At 63.8% G+C, this 26,638-nt stretch carries 23 protein-coding genes, 2 tRNA genes and 1 pseudogene; 14 read left to right on the top strand and 12 right to left on the bottom strand.

Features of this window, described 5'->3' with window-relative positions:
- Nucleotides 1-83: 83 nt before the first annotated feature.
- Nucleotides 84-698, bottom strand: coding sequence for a glutathione S-transferase (locus PAN31108_RS06300; protein WP_150668031.1), 615 nt, complete (start codon nt 696-698; stop codon nt 84-86).
- Nucleotides 699-793: 95 nt separating this feature from the next.
- Between PAN31108_RS06300 and PAN31108_RS06295 the strand changes: the two genes are divergently transcribed.
- Complete coding sequence (locus PAN31108_RS06295; RefSeq protein WP_150668030.1) at nt 794-1,483, top strand: type 1 glutamine amidotransferase domain-containing protein; 690 nt, start codon at nt 794-796, stop codon at nt 1,481-1,483.
- Nucleotides 1,480-2,010 (top strand): GNAT family N-acetyltransferase, encoded by a 531-nt coding sequence (locus tag PAN31108_RS06290; RefSeq protein ID WP_150668029.1) that lies wholly within the window; start codon nt 1,480-1,482, stop codon nt 2,008-2,010. The genes PAN31108_RS06295 and PAN31108_RS06290 overlap by 4 nt, the downstream gene beginning before the upstream one ends.
- 175 nt (nt 2,011-2,185) lie before the next feature.
- On the opposite strand, the gene PAN31108_RS06285 is transcribed toward PAN31108_RS06290, so the two are convergent.
- Complete coding sequence (locus PAN31108_RS06285) at nt 2,186-2,707, bottom strand: DUF1993 domain-containing protein (RefSeq protein WP_150668028.1); 522 nt, start codon at nt 2,705-2,707, stop codon at nt 2,186-2,188.
- Between the two features lie 278 nt (nt 2,708-2,985).
- On the opposite strand from PAN31108_RS06285, the gene PAN31108_RS06280 reads away from it, so the two are divergent.
- The 3 genes from PAN31108_RS06280 to PAN31108_RS06270 all read left to right on the top strand — a co-directional run bounded on the left by PAN31108_RS06280 (nt 2,986) and on the right by PAN31108_RS06270 (nt 5,628).
- Nucleotides 2,986-3,804, top strand: a complete 819-nt coding sequence (locus PAN31108_RS06280; protein WP_150668027.1) for a hypothetical protein — start codon at nt 2,986-2,988, stop codon at nt 3,802-3,804.
- Between the two features lie 198 nt (nt 3,805-4,002).
- The gene (locus PAN31108_RS06275; protein WP_150668026.1) at nt 4,003-4,740 is read left to right on the top strand and encodes a hypothetical protein; all 738 of its coding nucleotides are present in this window, start codon (nt 4,003-4,005) and stop codon (nt 4,738-4,740) included.
- An 87-nt stretch (nt 4,741-4,827) separates the two neighbouring features.
- Nucleotides 4,828-5,628 carry a hypothetical protein gene (locus PAN31108_RS06270; protein WP_150668025.1) on the top strand — a complete coding sequence of 267 codons (801 nt, stop codon included), beginning with the start codon at nt 4,828-4,830 and terminating at the stop codon, nt 5,626-5,628.
- Between the two features lie 304 nt (nt 5,629-5,932).
- Here PAN31108_RS06270 and PAN31108_RS06265 read toward each other — a convergent pair whose 3' ends face one another.
- The gene (locus tag PAN31108_RS06265) at nt 5,933-6,298 is read right to left on the bottom strand and encodes a TOBE domain-containing protein (protein ID WP_246183811.1); all 366 of its coding nucleotides are present in this window, start codon (nt 6,296-6,298) and stop codon (nt 5,933-5,935) included.
- A gap of 426 nt (nt 6,299-6,724) precedes the next feature.
- Here PAN31108_RS06265 and PAN31108_RS06260 point away from each other — a divergent pair, with 426 nt between their 5' ends.
- The 4 genes from PAN31108_RS06260 (at nt 6,725) to PAN31108_RS06245 (ending at nt 9,825) form a co-directional block, all read left to right on the top strand.
- The gene (locus tag PAN31108_RS06260) at nt 6,725-7,459 is read left to right on the top strand and encodes a YoaK family protein (protein WP_150668024.1); all 735 of its coding nucleotides are present in this window, start codon (nt 6,725-6,727) and stop codon (nt 7,457-7,459) included.
- A gap of 285 nt (nt 7,460-7,744) precedes the next feature.
- On the top strand, nt 7,745-8,506 hold the full coding sequence (locus PAN31108_RS06255) for a 3-oxoacyl-ACP reductase (protein WP_150668023.1): 762 nt from the start codon (nt 7,745-7,747) through the stop codon (nt 8,504-8,506).
- Between the two features lie 180 nt (nt 8,507-8,686).
- Complete coding sequence (locus PAN31108_RS06250) at nt 8,687-9,190, top strand: hypothetical protein (RefSeq protein WP_150668221.1); 504 nt, start codon at nt 8,687-8,689, stop codon at nt 9,188-9,190.
- A 317-nt stretch (nt 9,191-9,507) separates the two neighbouring features.
- Entirely contained in the window at nt 9,508-9,825 is a 318-nt protein-coding gene (locus PAN31108_RS06245) for a VOC family protein (RefSeq protein ID WP_150668022.1), read from the top strand.
- Between the two features lie 124 nt (nt 9,826-9,949).
- Here the strand turns inward: PAN31108_RS06245 and PAN31108_RS06240 are convergent, their stop codons facing one another.
- Entirely contained in the window at nt 9,950-10,906 is a 957-nt protein-coding gene (locus PAN31108_RS06240; RefSeq protein ID WP_246183810.1) for a DMT family transporter, read from the bottom strand.
- A 133-nt stretch (nt 10,907-11,039) separates the two neighbouring features.
- Here PAN31108_RS06240 and PAN31108_RS06235 point away from each other — a divergent pair, with 133 nt between their 5' ends.
- Nucleotides 11,040-11,762, top strand: a complete 723-nt coding sequence (locus tag PAN31108_RS06235; protein WP_150668219.1) for an AraC family transcriptional regulator — start codon at nt 11,040-11,042, stop codon at nt 11,760-11,762.
- Nucleotides 11,763-11,965: 203 nt separating this feature from the next.
- Here the strand turns inward: PAN31108_RS06235 and PAN31108_RS06230 are convergent.
- From PAN31108_RS06230 to PAN31108_RS06205, 6 genes are all read right to left on the bottom strand, one after another.
- Nucleotides 11,966-12,041, bottom strand: a tRNA-Glu gene (locus PAN31108_RS06230).
- Between the two features lie 16 nt (nt 12,042-12,057).
- Nucleotides 12,058-12,133: transfer RNA gene (locus PAN31108_RS06225), tRNA-Ala, on the bottom strand.
- 121 nt (nt 12,134-12,254) lie between these two features.
- Nucleotides 12,255-13,412 carry a DSD1 family PLP-dependent enzyme gene (locus tag PAN31108_RS06220; RefSeq protein ID WP_150668021.1) on the bottom strand — a complete coding sequence of 386 codons (1,158 nt, stop codon included), beginning with the start codon at nt 13,410-13,412 and terminating at the stop codon, nt 12,255-12,257.
- A 131-nt stretch (nt 13,413-13,543) separates the two neighbouring features.
- Nucleotides 13,544-16,606, bottom strand: a complete 3,063-nt coding sequence (locus PAN31108_RS06215) for an FAD-binding and (Fe-S)-binding domain-containing protein (protein WP_150668218.1) — start codon at nt 16,604-16,606, stop codon at nt 13,544-13,546.
- Nucleotides 16,607-17,007: 401 nt separating this feature from the next.
- Nucleotides 17,008-18,285, bottom strand: a complete 1,278-nt coding sequence (locus PAN31108_RS06210; RefSeq protein WP_150668020.1) for an MFS transporter — start codon at nt 18,283-18,285, stop codon at nt 17,008-17,010.
- Nucleotides 18,286-18,482: 197 nt separating this feature from the next.
- Nucleotides 18,483-19,703, bottom strand: coding sequence for a pyridoxal-phosphate-dependent aminotransferase family protein (locus tag PAN31108_RS06205; RefSeq protein WP_150668019.1), 1,221 nt, complete (start codon nt 19,701-19,703; stop codon nt 18,483-18,485).
- Between the two features lie 187 nt (nt 19,704-19,890).
- Here PAN31108_RS06205 and PAN31108_RS06200 point away from each other — a divergent pair, with 187 nt between their 5' ends.
- The gene (locus PAN31108_RS06200) at nt 19,891-20,607 is read left to right on the top strand and encodes a GntR family transcriptional regulator (RefSeq protein WP_150668018.1); all 717 of its coding nucleotides are present in this window, start codon (nt 19,891-19,893) and stop codon (nt 20,605-20,607) included.
- A gap of 175 nt (nt 20,608-20,782) precedes the next feature.
- Here the strand turns inward: PAN31108_RS06200 and PAN31108_RS06195 are convergent, their stop codons facing one another.
- Complete coding sequence (locus PAN31108_RS06195) at nt 20,783-21,439, bottom strand: flavodoxin family protein (RefSeq protein ID WP_150668017.1); 657 nt, start codon at nt 21,437-21,439, stop codon at nt 20,783-20,785.
- A 563-nt stretch (nt 21,440-22,002) separates the two neighbouring features.
- Nucleotides 22,003-22,842 (bottom strand): IclR family transcriptional regulator, encoded by an 840-nt coding sequence (locus tag PAN31108_RS06190; protein ID WP_150668016.1) that lies wholly within the window; start codon nt 22,840-22,842, stop codon nt 22,003-22,005.
- Nucleotides 22,843-23,147: 305 nt separating this feature from the next.
- On the opposite strand from PAN31108_RS06190, the gene PAN31108_RS06185 reads away from it, so the two are divergent.
- The 3 genes and pseudogenes from PAN31108_RS06185 (at nt 23,148) to PAN31108_RS06180 (ending at nt 26,159) form a co-directional block, all read left to right on the top strand.
- Nucleotides 23,148-24,596 (top strand): NAD-dependent succinate-semialdehyde dehydrogenase, encoded by a 1,449-nt coding sequence (locus PAN31108_RS06185; protein WP_150668015.1) that lies wholly within the window; start codon nt 23,148-23,150, stop codon nt 24,594-24,596.
- Nucleotides 24,597-24,791: 195 nt separating this feature from the next.
- Nucleotides 24,792-24,956 (top strand): hypothetical protein, encoded by a 165-nt coding sequence (locus PAN31108_RS26315; RefSeq protein WP_174994871.1) that lies wholly within the window; start codon nt 24,792-24,794, stop codon nt 24,954-24,956.
- Nucleotides 24,957-24,998: 42 nt separating this feature from the next.
- Nucleotides 24,999-26,159 (top strand): annotated as a pseudogene (locus tag PAN31108_RS06180) (iron-containing alcohol dehydrogenase).
- The last annotated feature ends 479 nt before the right edge of the window (nt 26,160-26,638 follow it).

Below are 26,638 nucleotides of genomic sequence, written 5' to 3'. Positions count from 1 at the left end.
GCACGCGGTGTGCCGTGCGTGGAAAAGAAAGACGCCGGACGCTACTACGTCCGGCGTTTGTCCTGATGGCGCGCGCTTCGGCGTCAGATCGGCGGCGTTTCGCGAAATGCAGGCAGCGCCTCGGCTTTCGCGGAGAAGCTGGCGACCTCCGGAAACGCACTGCTGAAGTCGACCTCCGGCAGCATCATCTGATGAAAGCGCCACGCCACGGCAATCGTCACACCGTGTTCGCCGATGCGATCCGGCGCGGCCTCGACCGGCACCTGCGCCAGCTCCTTCTCCAATGCGGAAAACGCCGAGTGGACCTGCGTGCGCACGCGGTCCGTCCATGGCGTGTGCCGCTTCTCGCTCGGACGCAACTCACGCTCATAGACAAGCTGCACCGACTTATCGCAGGCCGCGAGCGCAAGCCCGGTCAGGCGCAAGGCGCGCAGATGGGCGGCCGGGTCGGCCGGCACCAGCCGCTGCGCGGGATCGACCAGTGATTCGACGTACTGAAGAATGAGCGTGGAGTCCATGAGCACCGTGCCGTCGTCAGTCACCAACGTCGGCGCTTTGACGACGGGATTGATGGCGGAGAACTCGTCGAACGTCCGGAATACGGACAGCGAACGGTGCTCGAACGGCAGCCCGAGCAACTTCAGGCAAATCGCCGTGCGACGCACGTACGGGGAATCCAGCATTCCGATCAACTGCATGTCTCTCTCCTTTGCAAGGCGGTCGCCGCCGGTTTCATGGATCATACATGACGGGTAGAATGGTTCGCATGGCCGATTCGACAGGGAGACGTTTCATGAACATCCTGATGGTTCTGACCTCGCACGACCGCCTCGGCGACACGGGCAAGAAGACCGGCTTCTGGCTCGAAGAATTCGCCTCGCCCTACTACGTGTTCATCGACGAAGGGGTCGCCGTCACGCTCGCCTCGCCCGCGGGTGGACAACCGCCGCTCGATCCCAAGAGCGACGAGCCCGATGCACAGACCGACGCGACCCGGCGCTTTCGCGACGACACCGACGCCCGCCAGGCCCTCGCCAATACGCTCAAGCTCGCCGACGTCAAGGCGAACGACTACGACGCCCTCTTCTACCCCGGCGGCCACGGCCCGCTCTGGGATCTGGCGCAGGACCCGAACTCCATTCACCTGATCGAAGCCTTCGAACGCGCGGGCAAACCGATCGGTTTCGTCTGCCATGCGCCCGGCGTGCTGCGTCAAGTGTGCGCCGCGAACGGCGAACCGCTGGTGCGCGGGCGTCGCGTGACCGGCTTCACCAACGACGAAGAGGCGGCCGTGGGCCTGACCGACGTGGTGCCGTTCCTCGTCGAAGACGAACTTCGGCGTCTCGGCGGCGTGTACGAGAAACGCGGCAACTGGGAATCGCATGTGGTCGGCGACGGCCGCCTCGTCACCGGACAGAACCCGGCCTCGTCGGAGGAAGCCGCCCGCACGGTGCTCGCCATGTTGGAACCGCGCCTGCCATGACGTCAACGGAAGCGTCGGTGGACGTGCGACGGCTGGTTCCCGCCGACGCGCGGGCCTTTCAGGCGCTGCGTCTCGCCGGGTTGCAGGCGCACCCCGAAGCGTTCGGCTCGACCTATGCGGAAGAAAAGGACTGGCCGCTAGCGCGCGTGCGGGACTGGCTGGCGGTGCGCCCCGACGCCGGTGTATTCGGCGCATTCGAGCACGAGCGGCTCGTCGGCGTGCTCGGCTTGGGACGCCGCACGCGCCCGAACTTCGCCCATGTGGGCTTTTTGTGGGGGATGTACGTCGAGGCGCAAGCCATGGGGCGCGGCATCGGTCGCGCGCTGATCGACGCGGCGCTTGCGCTCGCGCGCTCCCAACCCGGCCTGCGTCACGTCACGTTGCAGGTGAACGCCGACAATCGCGCGGCCATCGCGCTGTATCGATCCCTGGGCTTCGTCGAGATCGGCCGCGAGCCCGATGCCATGCGCGTCGGCAACGGTTTTTGCGACGATATCCGCATGTACCTGCCGATTGCCACGCAGTGAACCGGTCGTGTCTCAGCGCTGACGCCGGTCGACGGCAAGGCGGGATGCAGGGGGCAGGGAGCAGGAGGCAGCAAGCGCAAGACGGCAAATGGACTACCGCAAACGACAAGCGGGAGCGACGGCGATTACGCCGCCGCTCCCGTTTTTTTCATGGGGACGGCGCCCGGGCTGCGCGTCAGACCGGCTGCATCTCGAACGGGCCGAGGTAATCCGTCTTGCCGACTGCCACGCCTTGCGCACGCAGCAGGTCATGCGTAGTCGTTACGTGGAAATAGAAGTTCGGCAGCGCGAACTTGAAGAGGTAATCGACCGCGTCCATGGTCGTTTGCTGCGTCTTGAACTTCAACGTGATCTGACGCGACGCCGCCCCCTCGAAACGATCCTCCAGAATGCCTGCAATGAACGCCTCGGTATTGGCGATGCGATCGCGCAACTGATCGAACGTGGTTTCCGTGTCCTCGAACTTGGGCGCCTCCACGCCCGTCAGGCGCGCCACGGCAAACTTCGCCGTATCGCTCACTCGCTGGATTTGCCCGACGAAATCGAGCATGTCCGGGGCGAGCTTCGCCTTGAGGATCGAATCCGGATCGACGGACTGCGCCGCACAATGCTCGTGCGCCTTTTTGATGTAATCGGCCATGACAGTGAGGCCGCGCAGATAAACGGGAATCGTGGCGCGATAGAGGGTAATCGACATCGGAAAGCTCCTCGGGGATAGCACAGCGCGCAGCGCGCGGGGAATGTGCGAAAAAAACACATGCTATCAGCGCAGCCACCTTCTTGCCGCACACGCGGCGATTCCTGAAATGCAAAGGTCACGCCAACAAGCAAAATCCCGTCGGGCGTGACCACGAACTGCCCGCCGCGGCACCGGCAGCGTCGACGATCCAGGACCGTCGATGCGGCGCCGACCGGACGTCGGGCATGCGGGCGCGGTCGATACCCGTGTCGGCAAACGAAAAAAGGAAACACGAAATGGCAGTATCCGCAGCAGGTACCTCGATCAACTTGATCGGCAACATTCCGCGCAGGCTCGACGCCGACACGATCAGGGCGTGCGCCAGCGACGTCGGCAAGAGCGAGTTGAAATTGCTGTGGGAACGGATCAAGGATTGGTTCTTCGGCACCCACACCGTCGCCGCGCAGAACGCGATCCACACGCTTGCGAGCGCCACCTCGACGAGTGCCCGGATGGAAGCCCTGCTGGATCTCACGCGCTACATCGAACCCTCGCACCGCGACAAGTTGCAATGGTGTATCGGGGAAGGCGAAGACCCTTACTTCAAGATCGGCGACTGTGTCATTCCTGCGGCGCCCGACTGGTCGGCTCGCCTGCCGATGCACGTGAACATCGTCGACATGGCGCAGCTACTGCTGTGCATTCGGCACAACGATGCGCCGCTGCTGTCGACGTTTCGGCAAATCGAACAGGATTCGCTCGCCATGTTCGCGCCGCGCACGTCGACCTTGGGCGACGCAGACGAGGATACGACCAGCGTCAATCTCGATATGGCAGGGCAGTATCTGAGGACCGCTCCCTCGCTGGTCGCCGCGCTGGAGTACATCGGCCTGCACGGCAACGACACCCGGAACGACACCTCGCTCCGACTCGGTCTGCAAGTCGCCGAGGAGTGGCGTGCGCGCCATCCCCACGACGCCCCGGGCGATCCGAACGCGGACACCGACGTCGCGATGGGCTATATGGCGCAAGACGTCATGATTCTCGTGACCGACATGTTTCATGAGCGTCGCGAGGCGAACCAGCGCCAGTCGGGCACAAGCGGCATGCGCTGAACCACCGCGCGGCGATCTGCCGCGCGGGCGCCAACGCCAGCCGTCGCAAGGAACCTCCCCGGCGCGCCCCAGACGCGACGTTGCCGCCGGCACCGGTCGATTCATGCAATCCGACAGTTCCGCGTGTGCGCGACACTCCGGGCGAGGCGCCGTGGAACGTCCGGAGCACCGGCTCTGCGTCGACTTCGACCCTGCACGATGACATCCAGCATGACCATTTCACTCAGCGCATTTCTATTGACCGGCACGTCGGCGCGCACCATGAGCGCAGCGACGATTCGCAAGTGTGCAACCGCCGTCAGCGAGCAAAACATCCGCAGCCGCTGGGGACTTTTGAAGGATCACTTCCTCGGCACTGACAAGGAAGATGCCAAACGTGCCATCTTCCGTTTGGCGACCGCTGAGACCACCTGGCAACAATGCTACGCATTTACCCAACTCGCGAGCTATATCGAACCGGAACAGGCGCACCTTCTGAGATGGAATCTCACAAGCACCGAGATTCTCGACTTTCAGGTCGGCGACTGGAAATTTCCGGTGAAATCCGATGTTTCCGAGTTCGTGAAACATGCCGCGCCGCTCGGCTTCGACGACAGCTGCCGACTGTTGATGACGCTGCGCGTGAATGGGTACGACGTACTCACGGAGTCGGACGAATTCGGCTTGCCGCTGGAGGCGCTCTTGCGGCATCCCTACGACCCGAACTATCTGGACACCTGCCTGAGCGCCGTCCAGACCATGTCGCCGCTTCTCGCGGTCCTTCAGGTTCTGGGACTGCGCGGCGTGACGCGGGAGAGCGAACTTCCCGAGGACGTTGCCATGACGGTGCACCATCTGGTCGGGCAGCGTCAGGTCGCCCCGGAGGTCGCGTTGCAATATCTTCTGCGCACCACGCTGCTGATGAACATCACCGCAACACCGGGCTACCGAAACTGAGGCAACCTGGGCAACAAAGCAATGGCGATATCGCCGGATCGGTGTCTTGTCGAATCACCGACCGGCCCCGCCAAAGGAGTCATTGACATGGGTATTTCAACCTCGTCGCTCAGCCTGATCGGTCACACACGAAGCTATCTGAGTCCGCAGACGATCGAGACATGCATTACGGCCGGCAGCAAATCGGAAATCCGGAGCCTTTGGGAGCGTATCAAGGACTGGTTTCTCGGCACGCATACGCAGGCGGCCAAACTGGCGCTCTTCGAACTCGCGCACGCGCGAAGCTCGCAAGCGCAATTCGATGCGTTTGTCGAACTGGCACGCTATGTCGACCCGGCGCAATTCGATCGGTTGCAATGGTGTATCGACGAAAACGACACGTTGATCTTCAGAATCGAAGACTATGCGTTCTCGTCGAGAGCCGAATGGGTTTCGCCAGCCCCCATGGTGCTGCCTTTACCGGATATGGCGCGACTGCTGCTGTCTTTGCGGCACGACGACCTGCCGGTGGTATGCCGGTTTCGCGAAATCGGGGCGAGTCGCGTGTACGATCAGGCCAGACTTGCGGCCGAGGGCGAAGTCCCCAAAGCCGTCGATTTCAGTGCGGATCACGTGCTCGCCGCGCAACAGTGGTATCTGCGCAGCTCGCCGGCACTGTTCGACGCGCTCGAAATCATCGGCATGCATCGTAATGACGACCGGGGAGACATGGCCTTCGCGCTGAACAGGGAAGTCGTGCAGGTGCTGGCGTCGACAGGCATCGACGACGAGGATGTCATCAACCCCGTCGGACGTAACGCGCAAACGCTGATGTGCCTCATGACCGACGCGTTTCACGACCGGGAAGCACTCAAGCGCGCCTACGCAGCGGCCAATCTGGCTTATTGAACGATGCGTTGAACGACACATTGACCCACACATAGAACGACACGCGTGCCGCGCGCCAATGCGCATCGCTCCCGCCACCGGCGCCGCAACCAGCGCCGCCCGTTGCGGGGGCAGGCACACCCCGTATGCGTTGCATCGGCTCGGGCCCGGCGCACAGGCGAACGCCGGCTCGGGAAACGTCATAAAACATGTCGTAAAACACGTCGTAGTACACGTCGTAGTACACGTCTCAAAGCGCTGGCGGTGTGCGGACCGCGCGCGTGCGCCGACATCGCGTCGGCGAGGCACGCCATGACGGCGTTGCTCAGGCGAGCGCCAGAATCACGCTCGACGCTTTGACCAGTGCGGCTGCCGCGCGGCCGGCCGTGAGCCCCAGACGCTTCACGCTTTCGTTCGTCACGATCGCGGCGATGATCGCGCCGCTGTCGGTCGTGATCTCCACTTCGCTGTTCACCGCCCCGGTCTCGACACGCGACACCTTGCCGCTCATCACGTTGCGCGTGGAGACCTTGCTCGCATCGGCGTCGACCATCACGATCACCGACGAGGCCTTGATGAGCGCCACCGCTTCGCTACCCTCCTTCAAACCCAGATTTACCGTGCTCTCGTGTGTGATGACCGCCACGATTTCCTGACCGGCGTCGGTGCGCAGCGTGACTTCGTCGTTCACCGCCCCGCGTTACAGCGAAACGACTTTGCCGGTGAATTGATTACGAGCGCTGGTTTTCATGAGGTGTGTCTCCTATTGGTAAGTTCGATGGCCTAACCGTCATCGTGAAGTCAGGACGGGATCGCACGGCGCCGCGAAGCGTCGGTGTGGTGCAGGCCAGGGGGGCAATAAGACGTTCGGACGGTAGATCGGCCCGTCAGCGTGGGGCAGTATAGCGGGTCCTCGCGACATGCGATGTTAGCGGCCGATGATATGCTTCATTACCACCCCCGCGCGCAGGGCAGCCACCCGACCGACCGCGTTCGGCGGCCCCATCGGACACCGCATCCGGTAGTCTCACGCGGCAACATGTCGTTGTATGCGGTCATATGCGGCGACATGCCGCTGCATGCAGCTATATGCCATCAAGCCGACACAGGAGCCTTCATGGGAACCCCTCGCCACATCCCCACCCCCACCGAGGCCGCGACAATCGCCCGCGCGTGGGTCGGCCGCTTCTCCCAACCGACGGCCATCGGCATGACCCTCGCCTTCGTCGCCGGCTACATCGACGTGGTCGGCTTCATAGCGCTGTTCGGCTTGTTCACCGCCCATGTGACCGGCAACTTCGTGATGATCGGCGTACAACTTGTGGCGAGTACCCACGTCGGTGTGCTCGCCAAATTGCTGGCGCTGCCCGTGTTCGTCATTTTCGTCGCCATGGTCAAGCTCATCGTGCAAAGTTTCGCGAATACCGAGCGCCGCCCGTTACGGCTGCTGCTCGTCTTGCAAACGTTGTTGTTGTTGGGCTTCATGTTCGTCGGTATCGCGGCGCAGCCGATCGTCTCGGCCGACGCGCCGCTCGCGATTGCCTCGGGGATGTTGGGCGTGGCGGCACTCGCCATCCAGAACGCGATCGGACGCCTGGTGCTCTCCGACCTCGCGCCGACGACCATCATGACCGGCAACACCACGCAGATCGTGATCGACATGGTCGAGCTGGCCAGCGGCAAGTGCGGCGACGGCAATGCCGCGAAAGCACGCCTTCGCAAGATGCTTCCCGCGCTGGCGGCATTTGCCGTGGGGGCGATCTTCGGCGGATTCGCCTATCACGGCGCAGGGTTCTGGTGCGTACTCTTGCCGGTCGCCCTGCTCGCCGCACTGGCGACGGCCAACGAGTAACCACCAACCAACCACCAACCAACCACCCGCCTCACTTCACCTCACCTAACCTCACGCACGGATCCCCCGCAGCTCTCCCGGACCTCCCCCCATCGCCATAAGGCGCCCGACCTTACCGGCAATGGGCTCTCCCCGGGCGACGCCACGGAACGCGCGATAATGAGCGCGCTTTCACGCACGCCTTTTCCGGCATTCGTCTTCGCGATGTGCGCAACGCGCGAGCCGGACGATAGACAATCGCCGCGCGCGTGAAGCCACATCGCATCGACATCGGGGAACATCGTCATGAAGCTGGATTCGCAGTGGGTACTCGTCACGGGTGGGGCGCGCGGGCTCGGCGCCGCGATTACGCGGGCCGTCGCGCGTGAGGGCGCGGGCGTCGTCATCAACTATCTGCGCAGCGACGCGGCCGCGCGCGCACTGGCCGAGTCGCTTGGCGAGCGCGCCATCGCGTTGCAGGCCGACGTCACCGACGAGAAAGCCGTCGCCCGTCTGTTCTGCGAAGCGCGCGAACGAATCGGCAGCCCGATCGTGTCGGTCGTCAATAATGCGCTGGCCGACTTCCGCTTCGATGGCGACGCCCGTCCCAAGCTGGCGGACATCTCGTGGTCGCGCTTCTCCCAACAGCTCGAAGGCGCCGTCAAGGGTGCGCTCAACACGATGCAGGCCGCGCTGCCGGGCATGCGCGAAGCGGGCTTTGGACGCATCGTGAACGTAGGCACTAACTTGTTTCAAAATCCGGTCGTGCCGTATCACGATTACACGACTGCCAAGGCCGCGCTGCTCTCCCTCACCCGCACCGCCGCCAACGACCTCGGCCCCGACGGCATTACCGTCAACATGGTCTCGGGCGGCCTGCTACGGGTGACGGACGCCAGCGCCGCCACGCCGGAGGCCGTGTTCGACCTGATTGCCGGTCTCACGCCGCTGCGTCGCGTGACCACGCCCGAGGAGTTTGCCGACGCCGTGCTGTACTTCCTCTCGCCGTGGGCCCGCGCCGTGACCGGGCAGAACCTCATTGTCGACGGCGGACTGGTGAAGGGCTGAGCTGTCCCGGGACACCGCACCGTGCGGGGGGCCTACGCAATGCGCTGAACGCGTCCGCGCACCGGCCGGACGCGGTAAAATTGCGACCTTTGTGAGCGCCCGCTTCGGCTTTCGCCGAGGTTTGCCGCTTGCCGCCCTCATCCCCACGCCCGAACGCCGACAGTGACCGCAACTTCCGCCATCCCTACCGACCACGCCTGCACCGACGACACCACGCCGAGCCACGACGCCATCCATGAAGATCGCCTCTGGCGCGACGACGGCTGGACGGCGAAAGTCGTCAAGAACGAGGAAGACGACGGCTGGGCCGTGGCCATGTTCAAGGACGGCGAGTCGGAACCCGCGCTCGTCGGGCCATGGACAATGGGGCGCGACAAGAAGAATCCGAAGCCGCTGGACGTCGGTGCATTCCATACGCTGGTGAAGACGGCGGCCGAAGTGTTGCGGCGTCACGAGCAGCAATTGCACGCGCAGTTGCATAAGCGGGTGAGCGTTGACGGACCGGACGGCGATATCGATGTGACGCTGGACATCGTGCCCGACGACTACGATCCGTACGCCATGCTCAGCGCTGTCGACCGGTTTGGCGAAACCATCGCCTCGGTGAAGGTGCCGCCCTCGTTCAAGCTCTCGCGCAACAGTGCCCGCGCATGGGTGGAGAACGATTTTCAGCGCCCCCAGTGAGCGCCCGCCAACTCGACCGACCGGTATCACGGGGCTTCGCGCACACGTCACCGCCCCTGCCCCCCCGCACATCGTGCCGGGCGTCTCCCACGACCGCCCGCCACCCCATCACTGCCGATACCGGGATAACGGCTCGTCTGGCGGGTCTTCGGCACGGCCGTTAAGATGCTTTTCGCCAGCGCACAGGCCGCACGGCGTGACGCTTTCGTCGCATCGGACGGAGGGAGCGGATCGGACGCCACCGTCCAGCGCACGCTCTCACACCGCGCAGTGTCTTCGCTGGCAACGCATCCCTCACATCCGGTTCAGGAGACCCCATGAAACGCTTTCACATCGCGCTTGCCGTGCGCGATCTCGACGAGTCGATCGCCGACTACTCCGCCCGCCTCGGGCAACCGCCTTCGGCTGTCGTCCCCGGTGCATACGCCATGTGGCGTACCGATCTGCTGAACTTCTCGATCAATCAGTCGCCGTCGCGCGCGGGTGAGTTGCGGCATGTCGGTTTCGAAGACGACGACGCCCCCGGGTATTCGAGCAGCACCGATTGCAATGGCTTGCTGTGGGAAGCCTTCTCCGCCGCCGAGCAGGACCGTCGCATAGTGAGCACTTACGGGGTGGCGGTGCGGGATCGGTGAGCGCCGGCCCCTGCCCCAACGTGCGCAGGCACCCCCCGGCACCTGCGCACGCTACACGGACTGCGGGGCTCGAACCGTGTCTGCGCGGGCCGGATACGGGACCGGGCCGCGCAAGGCAGGAACATCAGGCGGGAACTTCGTCCGACTCGTCGGGCACTGCGCCGAACCCCGGCAGCGGGCGTTGCCACCGCTGCGCGATGAAGACGCCGACGAGCGCAACACCGCCGCCGATCACGTGAAACGTGTGCAATTGCTCCCCCAGCAACACCACGGCAATCGCCGCCGTCATCACGGGCAGCACGTTGATGAACATGCTGCACCGGTTCGGTCCCAGATGCCGGATGCCCTGAATCCACAAAATCGGCAGCACGATCGATGCGCCCAGCCCGGCGTACAGCACCAGCGGCACCGTCGCCGCGTTCAATTGCGCCTGTCCTGCGGGCACCATCGCCAGCATCGGAATCATCGTGACGAGCGCCGCCCACGCCTGCACGTAGGTCGACTGTGCGGGCGGCACCGCGACATGCCAGCGGCGCAGAAGCACGCTGTACAACCCGTACGAGGCCGACGCGACCAGCATCAGAATGTCGCCCGGATGCACCCCGCCGTCGAGCAACTGCGACGGATGTCCCTGACCGATCAGGTAGACGAGCCCCGCAAGCGAGAGCAGACCGCCGACAAGCATGCCGAGCGTGGGCGGCTCGCGCAGCAGCACCACGCTCCACAGCAATGTCAACAGCGGTGCGAGCGCCGTCACGATCGCCATGTTGGTCGCAGTCGTGCTGTGCGCGGCGAGATAGGACAGGCTCTGATAGAACGACATACTCAGGAAGCCGAGGAACGCGAGCCTGGCGAGCTGCGGACGCACGTGATGCCAGTTGCGCGCCAGCGGTCGAATCACGAACGGCGTCATGACGGCGAGCGCCAGCACCAGTCGGTAAAACGTGATGGCCGACGGCGCAATGGTCGTGGCCGAGAGTTTGGAGACGATGACATTGCCGGCCCACAACAACATGGCGCCCAGCGGATACAGGAAGTACCCCATGACGAATTCCCACAGGTTTGACAAAGGAAGCGCCATGGTCAGCCATGCCGTATCCGGCCGTCTCACGCTAAAATTCCGGAACCTGTCTTGAAAAGGACACCCCGTGACGACTGTCCGCCGCCTCATCGCCCCCCGCGTGACCGACCATCTTCGCTTCGAGAGCACCCCCATGCCGATGGCGGCGATGGCGGTCGATTACGTGCACAACGAGTTCATTGCCTCCCATTCGCATCGCCGCGCGCAGCTGCTTTATGCCATCGAGGGGGTCATGATCGTTGCGTCGTCATCGGGACGCTGGGTGGTGCCGCCAACGCGCGGCGTCTGGCTCGCTGCCGGGCTGGCGCATACGGTGCGTATGAGCGGGAACGTCAAGATGCGCACGGTGTTCGTCGAACCCGGCAGCGAACCGTTGCCCGACACCAGTTGCGTTGTGGAGATCACGCCGCTGATGCGCGAACTGATTCTCGCCGCCATCGACGTGCCGCCCGATTACGCCCCGGACTCCCGTGACGCCCGTCTCATGCGCCTGTTGCTCGACGAACTGATCGCGCTGCCCGTGCTGCCGCTGTATCTGCCCTGGCCGACGGATAAGCGCTTATCACGCGTGTGCGACGCGCTGATGCAGTGCCCTGGCGACGATGCGACCATCGACCATTGGGCGAACGAGGCCGGACTGTCGGCCAAGACGTTTCAGCGCCGCTTCGCGTCGGAAACAGGACTCACGTTCGGACGTTGGCGTCAGCAGGCCCGCTTGTTGCAGGCGTTGGAAGCGTTGGCGCGTGGGGAGAAGATCGTGAACGTTGCGCTCGACCACGGCTATGCCAGTCAGAGCGCATTTGCCGCCATGTTCAAACGACATTTCGGCGTACCGCCATCCGCGTTTTACCGGTAAAACGCGCCGGAGACTATCCTGCCGATGCCACAGCGTTCGCGCGTCGTCATGACAGCAGATTCATGACAGCAGATGCCGGACGGCAGGTTATCCATCCGTCGCGCAAAAAACAAAACGCGCCTGGTCGTGAAACCAGGCGCGTTTATCGACAACCGATTGCACGTCGTGCCTCTGGAATTTTCCGAGCATCACGCCGTTAAATCTGGCGTCCCCTAGGGGATTCGAACCCCTGTACTCACCGTGAAAGGGTGATGTCCTAGGCCTCTAGACGAAGGGGACCTAAAGTCTTCCGTTTTGGTGGAGGTAAGCGGGATCGAACCGCTGACCTCTTGCATGCCATGCAAGCGCTCTCCCAGCTGAGCTATACCCCCGTACGGCGAAGAAGTGAGACTATAGCGTGCTTTTCAGTACTTGGGAAGCCCCCTCACCAAAATATTTTGGCGCGGCAGGATGTCACGGCCATGACACCGGGCGCCGCCTGCCGTCTCGTCGTCACTGGCTCAATCCGCGTGCCTCGATAGGCCACAGCCCTTCGACGCGCCCGTGCCGCACGGCCACATAGCGGTCGTAAAGATTGACGGTCGGATCGCAATGTCCCGGCACCAGCAGAATCGGCTCCCCGAGCCAAGCCGTGCCGTCCTCGTCCGGCGAGGCGAGTTCGAGCACGCCGTGCTCGTCCGACGCCGTCCGGTAATGCGGCTTGCCCGCCTGTTGCGACGACCAGAAGCGCGGCAGCCCTGCATCGGTCGCCACGCTCTTGAGCCCGGCGTCGCACACGACGATGCCCTTGCGCGCCGTGCTCATCACCGTCGAGGCCAGAAACAGCCCATGACGGAAACGCCAGTCGTCGCGCCATTCGAGCGAGCCGTAATGTCCGTCGAGAAACACGTACGAGCCCGGCTGAATCTCGGTGTAGACGCCGCTCTCGATATCGAACTCGGCCGTGCCCGTACCACCGCCCGTGACCACCGGGCATGCGATACCGCGCGCTTCGAGAAATCGCACGTAGGCGGACGCACGATCCGCCGCCAGTCGCGCTGTGTCGCGGCGCTTGTCCCAACTCTCGATATGCTGCGCACTGCCGTGATACGCCTGCAATCCGCCGAAGCGTAAACCCTCGTAATGATCGATGGCCTCGATCAGTTGCGCCACGGCATGTGTCGTATCCACGCCGCATCGCCCCTGCCCCACGTCCACCTCGGGCAGCACGGCGATGCGCACCCCGGCACGTTGCGCCGCTTTGCCCAGCGGCGCCACCTGACGCACGTCGTCGACACAGACCGACAGCGTGACGCGTGCCGCCATCGCCACGGCCAGCGCAACCCGGGCCTCGCCCACGAACTCGTTACTGATGTGAATGTTGCCGATGCCGGCATTGACGAATGGAATGGCCTCGGTGACTTTCTGGCAGCAGATGCCGACGGCGCCCGCCGCCATCTGCGCCTGCGCGACGGTCACGGACTTATGCGCTTTCGCATGCGGACGCACCGCCACGCCGCGCGCCTCGGCGGCACTCGCCATGCGCGCGAGGTTCGCATCGAACGCGTCGAGATCGAGCAACAGGGAAGGCGTGGCGACCTGCGCGAGCGAATCGCCCACGCGCGCTACCGGGGGCACCGCCACGCCGCCGGCGGCAGCGTTCGCAGACATCGAAACCGTATTGACTGAATCTGGCATCACAATCCTTTCATAGGCGTTCGCGGAAATTCGCACTCAGCGGCAGCAATCCCCTTAATAAGGCAGACACGGGCAGATGAGGCGGATCTGGCGAATTATGCGGATCAGACCCGCGAAGCACGCGACGCCCGCGACGCACCGGGCAACGCCCTCGCCAGCACGCGGGCGACGTGCAACGCCTGTGCTTGCGCCCCGTCGTGGATCTGGTGACGGCAACTGGTGCCGTCCGCGACCACGATAGCGTTTTCGCTGCGCTGACGAATCGCCGGCAACAATGTCAGTTCCGACATGGCGCGCGACGTGTCGTAATGCTCCGCCTCGTAACCGAAGCTGCCCGCCATGCCGCAGCACGACGATTCGATCGATGATACCTTCAGCCCCGGCACCCATCCAAGCACCGCCGTCACAGGCGAGTATGCATCGAACGCCTTCTGATGGCAGTGACCGTGCACCAGCGCTTCGCCGGCACCGTCCGGCAGCGCCTGCAAGGCCAGATCGAGCCGCCCCGCCGCCTTCTCGCGAACCAGAAATTCCTCAAACAGGAACGCGTTATCGGCCACCTTGCGGGCCGCATCCCCGAAGCCGTACCCCAGCACTTCGTCACGCAGCGACAACAGGCAAGACGGCTCCAGCCCCACGATCGGCACGCCGCGCTCGACGAACGGCATCACCGTATCGAGCAGGCGCCGCGCCTCCGCCTTCGCCTCGTCCACCAGCCCTGCCGCGAGGAACGTGCGTCCGCAACACAACGGCCGCTCGCCCGCACGCCGGTTGACATGCACGGTGTACCCCGCCGCTTCGAGCACCTGCTTCGCCGCGTGCGCGTTTTCCGGCTCCATGTAATTGTTGAACGTATCGACGAACAGCAACACGTGACGCTCGCCCCGCGCAGCGCTGGCTTCGCCCAGCGGGCGCTCACGTTCGAGAAACGACGTCTTCAATGCCGGCAGGGAACGCTCCAGCGCCAGGCCGAGCCAGCGCTTCGCGGCATTGCTGCCGGGCAAACGCTGCGCCACTGCCAGCAACCCGCCCACACGGCTCGCCCACGGCGCATAGCGCGGCAGATAAGCAATCAGCTTGTCGCGCAGCGACACGCCGTGCCGCTTCGCACGCGCGTGGCGCGCCTCGATCTTGAAGCGCGCCATATCGATGCCCGTCGGGCAATCGCGTTTGCAGCCCTTGCAAGACACGCACAGGTCGAGCGCGGCCTTCACTTCGTCGCTCGCCAGTCCCTGTCCCCGCTCCGCCCCCTCTCCCTCCTCTCCCTCCTCTCCCTCCTCACCCAACTGACCGGAGATCGCCAGACGCAGCGTATTCGCACGCCCGCGCGTTACATGCTGTTCGTCGCGCGTCACCCGATAGCTCGGACACATCGTGCCCGCGTCGAACTTGCGGCAGTGCCCGTTGTTGTTGCACATCTCGACAGCGGACGCGAGACCGTGCGTCGCGTCGCTCCCCGTGTCGGGCGCGCTCTGCTCGCCGCTCAGGGCATCGCGTCTGACGTTCCACGCCGTCCAGTCGAGCGCAGGCGTGAGGGGCTTTGCCGCATAGCCCGGCGCGAAGCGGAACAGCTCGCGCGTATCCATCTTCGGAGGACGCACCATCTTGTCGGGATTGAAACGATTCTCCGGATCGAACAATTGCTTGATCTCGGCGAACGCCGCATTGATGCGTGGCCCGTACTGCCACGCCACCCATTCGCCGCGACACAGCCCGTCGCCATGCTCGCCGGAATACGCCCCCTTGTATTCGCGCACGAGCGCCGCCGCTTCCTCGGCGATCTCGCGCATCTTCGCAGCACCGTCGCGACGCATGTCCAGAATCGGCCGCACATGCAACGTGCCCACACTCGCGTGCGCGTACCACGTGCCCTCGGTGCCGTTGCGATGGAACACTTCGGTCAGCCGGCGCGTGTACTCGGCCAAATGTTCCAGCGGCACCGCACAGTCTTCGATGAAGGACACCGGCTTGCCGTCGCCCTTCATGCTCATCATGATATTGAGCCCCGCCTTGCGCACTTCCCAGAGCGCCTTTTGCGGCCCGGCGTCCGGCATCTTCACCACACAATCGGGCAGGCCGAGATCGCCCATCAGCGTGGCGAGGTCGTCGAGCTTCGCACGCAGCAAGGCGAGATCGTCGCCCGCGAACTCCACCAGCAAGATCGCTTGCGGATCGCCCGTGAGCGCCTTCTCGATCACCGGTCGGAACGCCGCGTTATCCATCGCCAGATCGATCATCGTGCGGTCGACCAGTTCCACCGCCACCGGCCCCAGTTTCACGATGTGCCGGGTGAGATCCATCGCCTGATAAAAGGTCGGGAAGTTCACCACACCCAGCGTCTTGTGCTTGGGCAACGGCGCGAGCCGGAGCGTGATCTGACGGCTATAGGCGAGCGTGCCCTCCGAGCCGACGAGCAGATGCGAAAGGTTGGCAACGCCATCGTCGGTGTACGCGCGCGGGTTGAGACAATCGAACAGATCGAGGTTGTACCCGGCCACGCGCCGCAACACGCGCGGCACACGCTCGCGCATCTCCTGTTGTTCCCGCATGGCGATCTCGTGAACGCTCGCGAGCAGCGACTTCGTGCGCGGGTCCGTCGGCGGCGTGTGCAGCGAGCCGAAGTGCAGTTGCGCGCCGTCGGCCAGCACCGCATCGATGGACACCACGTTGTGCACCATGTTGCCGTACTCGATGGAGCGCGAGCCGCACGAGTTGTTGCCCGTCATCCCGCCGAGCGTGCATTGCGCGGCCGTCGACACATCGACCGGAAACCACAGGCCATGCGGCTTGAGCCATGCATTCAGATGGTCGAGCACGATGCCCGGTTCGACGGTGACGGTGCGCGCTTCGGCGTCGAACGCCACCACGCGGTTGAGCCACTTGCTGTTGTCGATGACCAGCGCTTCACCGATGGTCTGCCCGCACTGGCTCGTGCCGGCGCCACGCGCGAGCACCGGCACGTGCTGATCGCGGGCGATGTCGAGGGCGCGAATAAGATCCTCCTGATCGCGCGGCACCACCACACCGATCGGGAAGATCTGATAGATCGACGCATCCGTCGCGTAGCGGCCGCGACTCGCACGATCAAAGAGCACGTCGCCGCGCATCTCGCGACGCAGGCGCGCCTGAAGCGGCGTGAGGGCAACGCCGCCGCGCCGCATCGGCATCAGATGCACGGGCTGGCTGACAAGGTTCGGACCGATTGCGGCGCTGGCGGCATCGGTGGCATCGGTGGAGTGCGGCTCGCGGGCGTTCGATTGGGGAGTCATGGCGTGGCTGGCTTGGCTGGCTTGGCGGGTCTGGCGCGATGCGCTGGCGGGCATGGAGGTTGGAGGGCACGGTAGGCCGGACAGGGTCGTCCGAGCACGTGCAAGCGTCTGGCCGTGCGCGCCTTTGCGCGAACGCGACACCCGACGGCCCGGCAGGGGTTCTGCGGGGCGACGTCACACGATATCGCACGATATCGCACGATGGCCCACGATGACGCTCGACGTCACCGATGTCGCGGCCGTCGGCACGTCCGACGGCACGCGACGATCAGGCGGTCATCGCACGCGCCACACGTGCATCATGCTGGCTGGCGTGCGTTGCTCGGCTGGGCGGCGTCGCCGGCCAGCGAGAACTTGCTCTCGGGCTGCATGCGGAAGGCCAGCACCACACCGACGGCCATCAGAATCATGCTGCCCACGAACGGCAGTTCCCAGTTGCCCGTGCGGTCGATCAGATATCCCGAGAGCACCGGCGAGATGATGGCCGCCAGGGCGGAGCCGGTGTTCATCATGCCGCTGGCGGTGCCCGAGTATTCCGGGGCAACGTCCATCGGGATCGCCCACATCGGGCCGATCGTCATCTCCGCGAAGAAGAAGCCGAACGCCAGACATGCCATCGACACGTAAAGATGGTGCGTGAACATCATCGGGACGAGCGAAATCAGCGTAAGCGCCATGCACACCGAGACCATCCAGCTACGGGCACGCTTCAGACTGCCGGTGCGCTCGTAGAGTTTGTCGGTGACGATGCCGCCGAGCGTATCGCCGACCACGCCGGCGAAGAACACGCTCGATGCGAACAATGCCGACTTCTTCAGATCGAGGTCGTAGCTGTGCAGGAAATATTGCGGAATCCACGACAGGAACAGCCACAGTGTCCAGCCATAGCAGAAGTACACGATCGTGACCGGAATCATGCGCCTGAACAGCGGGCCCCACGGCACCGAAGCGCTCTTCGCCTTGAGCGCCGGCAGCACGGCGAGTTCTTCCGTCGTGATCCGCGGGTGATCCTGCGGACGCTCGGTAAACGTCAACGCCCACAGCGCCACCCAGATCAGGCTCACGATACCGCACAGGTAGAACGATTCGCGCCAGCCGTGCGTTGCCATGATGAAGACCACGACAGCCGGTGCAACCGCATTCCCGATACGCGACGCCGCGTGCGTGATGCCTTGCGCGAAACCGCGCTTCTCCTTGGGAATCCAGCGAGACATCGCCGACGTGGCCGCCGGGAACGTCGCGCCTTCGCCCAGACCGAGCAACAAACGCGCCAACAGCAGCGTGACGAGGCCGCCCGCCATGCCGGTCAGGATCGTCGCCACGGCCCACAACGCACCGCACACGAGCAACGTGCGCTTGGCGCCGAAGCGGTCGCTGACCCAGCCGCCGATGATTTGAAAGACCAGATAGGGGTACGCGAAAGCCGAGAAGACAAGCCCGATTTCCGTCTTGCTGAGATTGAACTCTTTACCGAAGCCGGCCGCAGCCGTACTGACGTTGACACGATCGAGATAGGTGATGAAATACATGACGCATAGCATCACCAGCACGACCCGTGTCGCTCTGAAAAGCTTCATTGCATGTCTCCTGAAACATCCCGTGGAGCGCGCCCGCAGCATGCCGGCGGCGCAAAGGTGTTGCGGCGTCACGGACTCTTCTATGATGAAGCCCTGTGACGCATGAATGACAATCAAAGCGTTCACTTCAGAGGCGCTGCTTACACGGCATAACAACGACAGCACCCCGTCTCCTGATAAGGACGACTAACGGCACATCAGGCGGCGACCTTGAGCGACGGTGTGTCTTTTGCCTGCGCGAGGTAGTCCATGGCAGCCACGACACCCGAACCGGCGAGCTTCACGCCGCAGATTTGCAGCCCCATCTCGCAGCCGGAGAGCGTCGCCATGAGTGTGAGATCGTTGCAATCGCCGAGGTGGCCGATGCGGAACATCGTGCCGCGAATCTTGCCGAGCGCCTGACCGAGCGACATGTCGAAGCGCTCGTAAATACGCTTGCGCACTTCGTCGGCGTCCACGCCTTGCGGCATCACCACACCGGTGAGCACCGGGCTGTACACGGCCGGGTCCTGACACTGAATCTCGAGCCCCCACGCGTTCACGGCGCGACGCGTGGCCTCCGCCAGCCGCTGGTGACGCGCGAACACGTTGTCCAGCCCCTCTTCCAGGATCATGTCGAGTGCTTCGGACAGACCGTAGAGCAGGTTCGTGTTCGGCGTGTACGGCCAATAGCCGTTCTTGTTCGCCTCGATGATTTCCTGCCAGCCCCAGAAAGCGCGCGGCAATTTCGCCTGCTTGCCGGCGTCGAGCGCCTTGGACGAGACCGCATTAAAGCTGATGCCGGGCGGCAGCATCAGCCCCTTTTGCGACCCCGAGACGGTGACGTCCACGCCCCATTCGTCGTGACGATAGTCCGCCGAACCAAGGCCGGAAATGGTATCGACGAGCAGCAGCGCGGGGTGGCCGGCAGCATCGATGGCGCGACGCACCGCGGCGATATCCGACGTCACCCCCGTGGAGGTTTCGTTATGCACGACGCATACGGCCTTGATGGCATGCGAGGTATCGGCACGCAAACGCGCTTCGATCATGTCCGGCTGCACGCCGCGACGCCAGCCCTCCGTGCCCGGCAGGCCGATGAACTCCGGCTTGAGGCCGAGGTTTTCGGCCATCTTCTTCCACAGCGTCGAGAAATGCCCCGTCTCGAACATGAGCACGTGGTCGCCCGGCGAGAGCGTGTTCGACAGCGCGGCTTCCCACGCGCCCGTGCCCGACGCCGGATAGATCACCACCGGCTGTTCCGTCTTGAAAATCTTCTTGATGTCGGCGAGCACCTTGCGACCGAGCGCGCCGAATTCGGGACCGCGGTGATCGATCGTCGGATAGCTCATGGCGCGCAAAATGCGGTCGGGCACCGGACTCGGACCAGGGATCTGCAGGAAATGGCGACCCGAGGGGTGGAAATCGAGCTTCAGCATGAACGTCTCTCTCCTATTCAAAAATTCGCTTTTGAATTTTGCATTCAAAATACTTTATCAGAGTCGAAGGCTTTCGCAAGAGGTGAGAAGCGCTTTTAATACAGTCGTTTACCCTAGAGATAGGGCGACCTGATACCGTGCGTTACAATCGCGGCCATACGGCTTGAGGATGGCCGGATGATTTTGAATGCAAAAAATGGATAACACGCCGACGATTTCCGCCCCAGAGATTCCCCGTGTCGAGCGCCTGCGTTTGCACGACACGGTCGTCGAGCACCTGCGCCGCCTGATCATCGAAGGCGTGCTCTCCCCCGGGGTCAAACTCAACGAGCGCGAGTTGTGCGAGACGCTCGGCATCTCGCGCACGCCATTGCGCGAAGCCTTCAAGGTGCTGGCCGCCGAGGGACTCATCGAGATCGCCCCGAATCGCGGTGCGAGCGTTGCGCGAATGACGGAAAAAGAGATTCGCGAGATGTTCGAACTCATGAGTGCGCTCGAAGCCTTCTCGGGCGAGTTGGCCGCCGAGCGTATGACGCCGGTCGAACTGGCCGAGATCAAGGCGTTGCATTACGCCATGCTCGCGTGCCGCGCGCAGCAAGACTTGCCGGGCTATTACGCGCGCAATCAGGCCATTCACGACCGCATCAACGAAGCCGCGCGCAACGGGGCGCTGCGTCAGACGTATGTGTCGATCAACCGGCGTCTGATGGCGCTGCGCTTCCGGTCCAACTTCCATTCGGACAAATGGGATCGCGCCATCAACGAGCACGAGCAGATGATCGACGCGCTCGAAAAGCGCGATGGCAAACGTCTGGGCGACATCCTGCGCAAGCACCTGCTGGCCAAGCGCGACGCGGTCCTGCAAATTCACGCCGAACCGGCGAGCGACGCGCCGAGCAACTGACCTTCGGCCTCCCACATCACGCGCCCGGGGCCTGAAGCGCGAATCTCGCCGCGTTGCGCGCCCAAAAGCGGAACGGCACGCGAGTGAGATCACTCGACGTGCCGTTTTGTCTCGCACCGCGCCGCACCGGGCAGCCCGTGTGCGGCCAGCGTACCCGACTTCCCGACCGACCGTATTACAGACGACGCTCGGCCGCTTCCAGCGCGCGACGCGCAAGCACCGCAGGCGACTCCAGCACTTCGCCGGCAAGACGCGCGACGAGTGCCGCCACGTTGCGGCCATAGTGCTTGCCGGCGATCACGTCCGCCGGATCGAGCGCATAGGCGGCGTCGACTTCCACACCGGGCGCCGTGACGGCCGGGAAGTCCCCGGCAAAGCGCACGATGGGCGAGCCGCCCGAGCCACGCATCTCGAAATCCGTGTCGTCGGCATCGGCGTCGGCCCACACCATGCCGTGCTGCGCCGCCAACGCCGCGAAGTAGTCGAGCGTATTGCGCTTGTCTTCGCCCGAACGGCAACTGAACGAGAATCCGCCGGCGACCTTGTTGCGCCAGCTGCGTGCGCGCCACATACCGGTGGTCGCGTCGGCAAACGCCTTGAACGCGGTCGCGATTCCGCCCTGGAAAGCCGGTGCGCCGAAGATGATGGCATCGGCGGCGGCCAGACGCGACAGCATGGCTTCGTCGTGCCATTGCCCATCGACGAGCTGGTGCGGCTCGATGCTGAAAAGTTGAGCGTGTGCGCCGGCGTCGTTCACGCCTTGCGCGACGGAATGAGCAATCATGGCGGTCGCGCCGCCTTGCGAGTAATAAACGATTGCGATATTTGACATGGCGTAGTGCTTCCCTATTGGATGTCCGCCCCATGGCACCGCCGGGATCGCGCTTCCCTACGCTTCCTCTGGCTTGTCTGGACATCAGTCAAGGCCAGATAATGCCAGTGATAACCCTTAGGGAATAGCCTGCATTCGTGGACATGACTGTTCCGTTAAAGATAACAATCGGATCGATGCATGACGCTGGCGCACAGCGAACGCGAAACTGACAGGAAGATGGCACGACGCTGACAGCGAGGCCGGGCGGTGACGAACCGCCGGAAAGTGAGGACGAGCGTGATGCGGCACGCATGCGCGTGCTGCGACCACGGCCTAGGGGCACGGATGCTCAATTCCCCTTCGTGACCCGGGGCGATTATCGGGACATTCGCGGCGTCGAGCACAGCAGATTGCGTGCACTTCCGAAACAGTTCCCGGTATTCGACGTGAAATCCGTTCAATGACACACGAACGTCACGTCTCGCATATTTTCGCGCTTCGCCACGTTTGCGGAAGGGTTTTCGTGGCGATTTCACCGAGCCCGCTGAACCTGCTGAACCCGCTGAACCCGCCGAACCGCTTCAACGAGGCGATGGCGCACCGAGACGAACCGACAACTGATCGGCCAACTCGCGCATCTGACGACCGATACGTTGGCCGGTCTGTGCATCGATTTCGTTGGTCAGGAAACTCACGGCAAGCCCCGCGACGGCACGTTCGCCGCTTGCGTCGAACACCGGCGCACCGAAGCAGATCATGCCTTCGCGCATCTGTCCGTTGTCGATGGAGTAGCCGTCGCGACGCACTTGCGCCATCTCCTGCGCCAACGCCGCATAGGTGCTTACGCTCGCCCGCGTGAGCGGCGCCGGCCACGCGCCGGCGAGCAGATCGGCCGCCTCGCCCGGCGGGAGCGTCGAGAGCATGGCTTTGCCGGTCGCCGTGTACGGAGCGGGCAGGCGCATGCCGATGCGAAACGTCACACCCAGCGGACGATTGCCGTTATGGCACGCCAGATAGATCACCTCGGCGCCGTCGAGCACGGACAGCGTCACCGTCTCCTGCGCGAATGCACGCGATGCTTCCCAGACTGCCCTGAACTCCTCGGTGATATGAGTCTGCGACAGAAATGCGTTCGCCCATCCCATCACATACGACCCCATCGTCATGCCGCCACTGGCGTGGCGCTTCACGAGCCGCAATTTGACCAGCGTGTCGCACAGCCCATGCAGCGTGCTCTTGGGCACGCCGGTCTCCCGCGCCAGATCGGCCAACGCTACCGGCTCGGACGATGCCGCAATCACATCGAGGACGTGTACCGCCCGCACCACGGCAGGCGACGTGGTCTTGAGCGGCTCATCGGCGTGAGCGGAAGCCGCGGCGAGCGAAGCGTTGGCAGGCGGATCGAGTTTGCGCTTTGGCATGAATCGGGAGTCTCGGGAATCTCGGGAATGGTGTCGTGGGATGTCGCAGCGTGAAACCGGGTATCGAAATCGCGACGGTGCCGGGCGTGGCGGGCCACGCCGCCAGCATGGTACGGGCAAGTCATTCTCATTGACGCCCTAGGAAAACCCCTTGGTTGCGTCGAAAACGTTCAATACGTAGAATCAAATTCAATACATAGAATACCGTTCAATAGATAGAACGGCAAGTGGCAACCCGAGACACTGCCGCGCGCCGTTCGCCACACCTCCCCTGAAGGAAACGCCGACAAACCCGGCCAACTGCCATGCAACTCAAAGACACCCACCTCTTCAAGACGCTCGCCTGGGTCGACGGTCAATGGATCGCGGCCGACAGCGGCAAGACTCTCGACGTGCTGGACCCCGCCACCGGCGAAGTGCTGGCGCAGGTGCCCGAACTTGGCGCGGAAGAAACCACGCGCGCCGTGGCCGCCGCAGAGGCCGCTCAGCCGGCCTGGGCCGCACGCACCGGCAAGGAGCGCGCCAACATCCTGCGCCGCTGGTTCGAACTGATGATCGCGAACACGGAAGACCTTGCATACCTGATGACCCGCGAGCAAGGCAAGCCGCTGTCCGAGGCGCGCGGCGAAATCGCCTATGCGGCGAGCTTCATCGAATGGTTCGCGGAAGAAGCCAAGCGGGTGGACGGCGACGTGCTCGCCTCGCCCGCCACCGACAAGCGCCTCGTCACGCTCAGGCAGCCGGTGGGCGTGTGTGCGGCCATTACGCCGTGGAACTTCCCCGCCGCGATGATCACGCGCAAGGTCGCGCCGGCACTCGCGGCCGGCTGCGCCATCGTGGTCAAGCCGTCCGAACTTACGCCGCTGTCGGCCTTCGCGCTGGCCGAGCTGGCGCATCGCGCCGGCATTCCCGGTGGCGTGTTCCAGGTCGTCACGGGTGACGCGCGCGCCGTGGGCGGCGTACTGACGTCGCACCCTGGCGTGCGCAAGCTGTCGTTTACCGGTTCGACGGGCGTGGGCCGCCTGCTGATGGCGCAGTGCGCGCCGACGATCAAGCGCCTGTCGCTGGAACTCGGGGGCAATGCCCCGTTCATCGTGTTCGACGATGCCGACATCGACGCCGCCGTCGAAGGCGCGCTCGTGGCGAAGTACCGCAATGGCGGTCAGACATGCGTGTGCGCGAATCGCTTCTATATTCAGGACAGCATTTACGACACCTTTGCCGAGAAGTTTGCCGCGCGCGTCGGCGAAATGAAGGTCGGCAACGGCCTCGAAGACGGCGTGGTCATCGGCCCGCTGATCGAAAGCCGGGCCGTGGACAAGGTCGCGACGCTCGTGGAAGACGCGAGGTCGCATGGCGCACGCGTGCTCGTCGGCGGCGAAGCGCATGTGCTGGGCGGCAGGTACTACGCGCCGACCGTGATCGCCGGGGCGACCGCGCAAATGCGCATGGCGCGCGAGGAAATCTTCGGCCCGGTCGCCCCGCTCTTCCGCTTCACACGCGACGAAGACGCCATCGCACTGGCCAACGACACCGAATTCGGGCTCGCCGCTTACCTGTACACACGCGACATCGCGCGCGCATGGCGCACATCCGAAGCCCTCGAATACGGCATGGTCGGTCTGAACACCGGCCTGATCTCCAACGAAGTCGCGCCGTTCGGCGGTATCAAGCAATCCGGGATGGGCCGCGAAGGCTCGCGCTATGGCATCGAGGAATACCTAGAGATGAAATACCTGTGCCTGCAAGTGTGAGGTCATGGGCCTGCCGGAGCGCTTGACGGCAGGCCCGGGCACCGCACCTCAAACAATCGATCAGCGAGATCGCAACGGCGCGGGCAAGCCTGCCACCCCGGCGCGATCATGGGGCATGCGTGCATGGGCGCTCGAAGCGAATAACATGCAGACAAGGCGGCACAAGGTCTACCGCATCATTCCGCAGGCGCGCGAATGGCCCCGCCCCGCGCCTTGTCATTGTCCGAAGGGCAGCAGACACTGGTCGCCGTTGACCACGCGCTGATGACGCGTTCGCGTATACCGACGCCCGACGACATCTACCGCATTGATCGCATCGATCTCATCGATCTCATCGATCGCGGCCAGATGCTCGCGTAGTACGGCGTCAACCGGGACAACAGACATCAAGAGGACATCGACATGAACCCGTTTCGTTTCCAGACGGTCCCCACCGTCGTCGTCGAATTCGGCGCTGCGCGCCGTCTGGGCGCTTTGCTGCGTGAGCAGTTTCCCGCAGGCCAGCGCCTTTGCGTCGTCACCGACGGCTTCCTGCACAAAAGCGGCTTGCTCGCCCCGGCGCTGGCCGATCTGGCAAAGCACGACTGGCAGGTTTCGGTCATCGACGACGTGATCGCCGATCCGCCCGAGCACGTGGTGCTTGACGCGGCCGAGCGCGCTCGCGCGGCCGACGCCGAGATCGTGCTGGGGCTGGGCGGTGGCTCGTCGATGGACGTGGCGAAGTTGCTCGCCGTGCTGCTGCCGGGCACCCAATCGATTCAGGAGATGTATGGCGTCAGGAAAGTGACGGGCTCGCGCCTGCCGCTGGTATAAATGCCGACAACGGCCGGCACCGGTTCGGAAGTGACCGCCGTGTCGATCGTCACGACCGGCGAGACGACGAAAATGGGCGTGGTCGCGCCCCAACTCTTCGCAGATCTCGCGATTCTCGACGCGGAACTCACGCTCGGCCTGCCGCGCGCGGCGACGGCGGCCACGGGCATCGACGCGATGGTGCACGCGATCGAAGCCTACACGTCAGCCCATCTGAAAAATCCGATGTCGGACATGCTCGCCGTCAAGGCGCTCGAACAGCTCTCGCGCAACCTGCTGCCTGCCTGCAACGACGGCAGCGACCGCCGTGCCCGTGAAGCGATGCTCGTAGGCGCCATGTTCGCCGGGCAATCGTTCGCCAACTCGCCGGTGGCCGCCGTACACGCGCTCGCCTATCCGATCGGCGGCATCTTCCACGTGGCCCACGGACTGTCGAACGCACTGGTGCTCTCCCACGTCATGCGTTTCAACGCAAGCGCCGCAAGTCGGCACTACGCCGAACTCGCCGACGTGATTCTGCCGGTCAAAGCCACGGGCAGCGACGAAGCCCGCACCGATGCGCTGATCCGGCACATCGACGCGATGATCGTCGAGACCGGCATTCCTCGCACGCTGCGCGAAGTCGGCGTCAAGCACGACGACATCGCCCGTATGGCCAGCGATGCGATGCGCCAGACCCGCCTGCTCGTGAACAATCCCCGTGAGGTTTCGGAAGCCGACGCATTCGCGATCTACAGCGCTGCGCTCTAAGCTCGCCGACGCTGGCGCGCGCGGCGTTCGCGCGCGCCACGACGGATCATGGCACGCCGCGTCGCTTCGCGCCCTGGCCTGCCCTGTCGATGTCAGCCTCCCGGGCCATACGCGACATACGCGACGCACCATCGCTCCCCAACAAGACTCTCGCTGCCGATGTAAAAACATTCACCGCGCTTATTCCTCGACCATCGAAGCAAACAAAAACCGACGGACTGAATACAATTTAAATGACGAAATAATTAAAATTTGTCAAAATAGGCACAAACCCTTAGCATAATTGAAAATTATTTTCAAAAAAATATCGGGCGAGATAACACAAGGAAAACATGTAAACCAAGAGGTTTTTTTCAGACAAACTTTTTGATTTTACGCCCAAGATAACAACAAAATAATATCTTGAAATTCGAGAGGTCTCGTTTTTCAATAAATTAGATGCCCGCGTTGAAAACTCGTCAACTGGTTGATATTCTTAG

This window comes from Pandoraea anhela (assembly GCF_902459655.1).
GTDB classification, from domain to species: domain Bacteria; phylum Pseudomonadota; class Gammaproteobacteria; order Burkholderiales; family Burkholderiaceae; genus Pandoraea; species Pandoraea anhela.
Note: the sequence above shows the minus strand (reverse complement) of the source record. Positions and strands in the feature narration are given on the sequence as shown.